This window comes from Thermus sp. (assembly GCF_040290245.1).
In the GTDB taxonomy this organism is placed as follows: Bacteria; Deinococcota; Deinococci; order Deinococcales; family Thermaceae; genus Thermus_A.
This window is the reverse complement of sequence record NZ_PSMQ01000084.1, coordinates 1-5,411: the sequence shown is the minus strand read 5'-3', so window position 1 is coordinate 5,411 and position 5,411 is coordinate 1. Positions and strand designations below refer to the sequence as shown.

The window sequence follows — 5,411 nt, the reverse complement described above, 5'->3', positions numbered from 1 at the left end:
CCTCGTCGGTGAAGGGGGGTCAGCCCCAAAGGGGCTACGTTCTAGCCCCCCTCTTTAGAGGGGGGAGGAGGTCACCTTCTTGTCACTCCACGGTGACGCTCTTCGCTAGGTTCCGGGGCCGGTCCACGTCCCGCCCGAGGAGGACCGCGATCTCGTAGGCCAAAAGCTGCAGGGGCACCACGCTCACGATGGGGGCCAGGAGGGGGTGGACCTTTGGCACGTACAAAACCTCCTGGGCCAGGGTGCGGATGCGCTCGTCCCCTTCTGTGGCCACCGCGATCACCCTCCCCCCCCGGGCCCGCACCTCCTGGATGTTGGAAAGGGTCTTCTCATAGAGGGGCCCTTCCGTGGCCAGAACCACCACGGGCAGGTGCTCGTCGATCAGGGCGATGGGGCCGTGTTTCATCTCCCCTGCGGGGTAGGCCTCCGCGTGGATGTAGCTGATCTCCTTGAGCTTTAGGGCCCCCTCATAGGCGGTGGGGGCCTGGATCTGCCGGCCCAGGAAGAGGAAGTCCTGGGCCTGGTGGTATTTCTCTGCCACGTGGGCCACCAGGGGCCGCTTTTCCAGGGCTTCCTCCACCAGGCGGGGGAGTTTGCGCATCTCCCGGATCAGGCCTTGGGCTTCCTCTTTGGAAAGCGTCCCCCGGGCACGGCCGAGGAAGAGGGCCAGAAGGGCCATGGCCGCAAGCATCGCGGTGTAGGCCTTGGTGGAGGCCACCCCGATCTCCGGCCCGGCGTGGATGTAGAGGACATCCTCCACCTCCCGGGTGAGGGTGGAGCCCTTGGCGTTGATGACCCCTAAGGAGCGGGCGCCCCGGCGTTTGGCCTCCCGGAGGGCCTCGAGGGTGTCGATCGTCTCCCCCGACTGGCTGATGGCGATGGCCAGCGTGCCCTCCTCCACCACCGGGTTGCGGTACCGGTACTCGCTCGCCACCTCCACCTCCACCGGGATCCGGGCCAGGCCCTCCAGGAGGTGCTTTCCCACCCAGCCCGCGTAGAAGGCGGTGCCACAGGCGAGGATGTGGATGCGCCTCACCCAAAGGGGGTCCAGGCCCAGGCCGAGCGCCACCGTCCCTTCCTCCTCCCTGAGCCTCCCCCCCAGGGTGTTCTCCAGAACCCAGGGCTGCTCGTAGATCTCCTTCAGCATGTAATGGGGAAACCCCCCCTTCTCGGCCGCCTCCGGGGTCCAGTCCACCTCCACCACCGGCCTTTCCACAGGCCGGCCCTGGAGGTCGGTGATCTCCACCCCCGTTTTCGTGACCCTGACCACGTCCCCGTCGTGGAGGAAGATCACCCGGCGGGTGTAGGGGAGAAGGGCGGGCACATCCGAGGCCAAAAAGGCCTCCCCTTCCCCCAGGCCCACCACCAGGGGGCTTACCGTGCGGGCGGCCACGATCTCCTCGTGCCCCTCGTGGGCCACCACCACCGCGTAGGCCCCCCGCACCTCCAGGAGGGCCTCCCTTAGGGCCTGGAAGAGGTCGCCCTGGTACTTCTCCTCCAGAAGGTGGGCCAGCACCTCCGAGTCCGTCTCCGAGCTAAAGCGGTGCCCCCGTTGCTTCAAGGCCTCCTTGAGCTCCAGGTGGTTTTCAAAGATCCCGTTGTGGATGATGGCAATCCTCCCGTCCTCCGTGGTGTGGGGATGGGCGTTGGGGTCGGTGGGGGCCCCGTGGGTGGCCCAGCGGGTGTGGCCGATGCCCAGATGGCCGAAAAGAGGCTCCGCTTCAAGGGCCTCGGCGAGCGCGGAAAGCTTTCCCGCCCGCTTGACCACTTTAAGCCCCTCCCTAGTCCTCACCGCCACCCCAGCGGAGTCGTACCCTCGGTACTCGAGCCGCTTCAGCCCCTCCAAAAGCACATCCGCCGCGCTTCTAAACCCGACGTAGCCGACGATTCCGCACATCTTTTCCTCGTTAAGCCCACTTGGGACCTACCAGGGCTTTAGGCCCTGTCCTCAGGTTCGCCCTGCCCTTGGGTTGTCCCGTCCAGAAGCACAGGCTTTCCCCGCGGGCTTTTTTCAGGCGGGCGGGGCGGGCACACCCCGGGCGGCATCCGCGGACACCCTCGATCTTTCCCGGCTTTTCCGGTTATCCCCTTTGCGGGGTCCGCCACCTCGTCGGGCCAAAGGCCCCCTGCGCTTCCCGCCTTTTTGGCCTAACCTCTAACTCTTCCAGGCGCTCACCCCCCTGGGGCCTAAGTATACTGAACCCGGACAGACAGATGTGAGACCGGATCGATAAGAATGTGGGGACCACTCCAGGAGAGAGGAGGTCCCCACGGATGCATCTTACAACGGTTGGCCGGGAGGTATGGCGGGGAGCGAGGAAGGCCCAGGAACTTGTCGGGGCTGGCGCGGGCGATCCCACGGTCCAGGCCCGCTTACAAAAGCTCAAACAGGTCGAGGCGTTCAGGAAACTCAAGGTGGACTGGTCAGAGATCCAGTCCCTGGTGGGGATCAGCCGGGCCACCTACTACCGCTACAAGCGAAAACTCCAGGACGAGGGGCTTAAAGGCCTCTTGCCCAAGCCTAAACGCCCCAAGCGCCTACGGCGGAAGGGGCACTGGAGCCCCGAATGCATCATCGCGATCGAGGCCTTGCGAAAACAAAACCCCACCTGGGGCCGCTGGCCGATCTGGCTCGCCCTCTGGAAGCGAGGGTTCAACATCAGCGAGCGCACCGTGGGCCGTATCCTGGCCCACCTGGAAAGGCGGGGAAGGGTGGAAAGCGTGGCCGCCTTCCTGGCCCGGGCGAGACGGGGGAAGACCAGGCGGAAGACCCAGCGCCCCCACGCCCGGAGGAAACCCAAAAGCTACGTTGCCTCCTCACCTGGGGACCTGGTCCAGGTGGACACCCTCACCGTGACCCTAGGGCCCGGGGAGGTCGTCAAGCACTTCTCGGCGGTGGACCTTTTCACCCGCTTTTCTCTGGCCGAGGTGCACACGAGGGCCACGGCGGACCTGGCGGCCGGCTTCCTGGCTCACCTCATCACCCACACCCCCTTCCCCGTCCGGGCGATTCAAGTGGACGGCGGGAGCGAGTTCATGGCGGAGTTTGAAGAAGTTTGTGCGCGTTTAGGCATCGAGCTCTTCGTCCTCCCACCCAGGAGTCCCAAGCTCAATGGCCACGTCGAACGAATGCAGCGGACCTTCAGGGACGAGTTCTACACCCGGCCGTTGCCTTCAAGGATTCCCGAGCTTCAAAGTGAGCTAAACGCTTACCTGGAGTACTACAACCGCGAACGACCGCACCGGGCCCTAAACGGCCTCGCGCCCCTAGAGTTCCTGGCTATGATGCAAGGGGAGTCGGTCCCCCAGGGTGGAGAGTCTCAGATGTGTTGACCGATTACACCCCCTTGACTCTTTTTTGCCGCGGTGGTAGTCTTATTTTTGCGCTGCTCGGTGAGAGCGGCGGGGGATCTTGACAGGCCAGGTGGTAGCGCCCTTTAGGGATGATGTAAAGGGCGGTCAAGATGCTAAGGGCACACGGTGGATGCCTCGGCACCCGAGCCGATGAAGGACGTGGCTACCTGCGATAAGCCAGGGGGAGCCGGTAGCGGGCGTTGATCCCTGGATCTCCGAATGGGGGAACCCGGCCCGTGGGAACACGGGTCACCGCGATGAGCGGGGGGAACGTGGGGAACTGAAACATCTTAGTACCCACAGGAGAGGAAAGAGAGATCGACTCCCTGAGTAGCGGCGAGCGAAAGGGGAAGAGCCTAAACCGGTCTGCTTGCAGGCCGGGGTAGTGGGGCCCTCAAGATACCGAATCCTGAGCCTAGCCGAAGCTGTTGGGAAGCAGCGCCAAAGAGGGTGAAAGCCCCGTAGGCGGAAGGCGTAGGGATAGGTGAGGGTACCCGAGTACCCTGTGGTTCGTGGAGCCATGGGGGAATCTGGGCGGACCACCGCCTAAGGCTAAGTACTCCGGGTGACCGATAGTGAACCAGTACCGTGAGGGAAAGGTGAAAAGAACCCCGGGAGGGGAGTGAAAAAGAGCCTGAAACCGTGTGCTTACAAGCAATCACGGGGGCATTAAGCCCTTGTGGTGTGCCTATTGAAGCATGAGCCGGCGACTCACGGTCGTAGGCGAGCTTAAGCCTTTGGCGGAGGCGTAGGGAAACCGAGTCCGAACAGGGCGTTTAGTCTGCGGCCGTGGACCCGAAACCGGGTGAGCTAGCCCTGGCCAGGCTGAAGCGCGGGTAAGACCGCGTGGAGGGCCGGACCGGTGGGGGATGAAAACCCCTCGGATGAGCTGGGGTTAGGAGTGAAAAGCTAACCGAACCCGGAGATAGCTGGTTCTCCCCGAAATGACTTTAGGGTCAGCCTCAGGTGCTGACTGGGTCCTGTAGAGCACTGATAGGGCTAGGGGGCCTACCAGCCTACCAAACCCTGTCAAACTCCGAAGGGGCTCAGGTGGAGCCTGGGAGTGAGGGTGCGGGCGATAACGTTCGTATCCGAGCGCGGGAACAACCGAGACCGCCGGCTAAGGTCCCGGAGTCTGGGCTAAGTGGGAAAGGATGTGGCGCCGCTGAGACAGCCAGGAGGTTGGCTTAGAAGCAGCCATCCTTTAAAGAGTGCGTAATAGCTCACTGGTCGAGTGGTGCTGCGCCGAAAATGATCGGGGCTTAAGCCCAGCGCCGAAGCCGCGGGTTCAAGGGTAGACCTTGAGCGGTAGGGGAGCGTTCCCGATGCCGATGAAGGTTGTCCGCGAGGGCAGCTGGAGGCAAGGGAAGTGCGGATGCCGGCATGAGTAACGATAAACAGGGTGGAAATCCCTGTCGCCGTAAGCCCAAGGGTTCCTACGCAATGGTCGTCAGCGTAGGGTTAGGCGGGGCCTAAGGTGAGGCCGAAAGGCGTAGCCGATGGACAGCCGGTTAATATTCCGGCCCTCCCCATGGGTGCGATGGGGTGACGCTTTAGGCTAGGGGGACCGGAGCCATGGACGAGCCCGGCCAGAAGCGCAGGGTGAGGGGCAGGCAAATCCGCCTCTCGTGTGCTCTGCGTGGTGGGGAAGCCCGTGAGGGTGACAACCCCCTGAAGCCAGGGAGCCGAGAAAAGCCTCTAAGCGTAACCCATGGGGACCCGTACCGGAAACCGACACAGGTGGGCGGGTGCGAGAGCACTAAGGCGCGCGGGAGAACCCTCGCCAAGGAACTTTGCAAGTTAGCCCCGTAACTTCGGGAGAAGGGGTGCTCCGTTAGGGTGAGTAGCCCGAGGGAGTCGCAGTGAATAGGCTCTGGCGACTGTTTACCAAAAACACAGCTCTCTGCGAACTCGTAAGAGGAGGTATAGGGAGCGACGCTTGCCCGGTGCCGGAAGGTCAAGGGGAGGGGTTCACGCCCTGAACCGAAGCCCCGGTGAACGGCGGCCGTAACTATAACGGTCCTAAGGTAGCGAAATTCCTTGTCGGGTAAGTTCCG

General features: G+C 63.5%; 1 protein-coding gene, 1 rRNA gene and 1 pseudogene. 2 read left to right on the top strand and 1 reads right to left on the bottom strand.

The features are described from left to right. Positions 1–82 precede the first annotated feature (82 nt). Positions 83–1,897 (bottom strand): glutamine--fructose-6-phosphate transaminase (isomerizing), encoded by a 1,815-nt coding sequence (gene glmS / locus C4301_RS09145; protein WP_352414774.1) that lies wholly within the window; start codon positions 1,895–1,897, stop codon positions 83–85. Positions 1,898–2,274: 377 nt separating this feature from the next. On the opposite strand from glmS, the pseudogene C4301_RS09140 reads away from it, so the two are divergent. Together C4301_RS09140 and C4301_RS09135 are read left to right on the top strand one after the other, a co-directional pair. Next, positions 2,275–3,416 (top strand): annotated as a pseudogene (locus tag C4301_RS09140) (integrase core domain-containing protein). Between the two features lie 41 nt (positions 3,417–3,457). After that, positions 3,458–5,411 (top strand): 23S ribosomal RNA (locus tag C4301_RS09135); the annotation flags it as partial.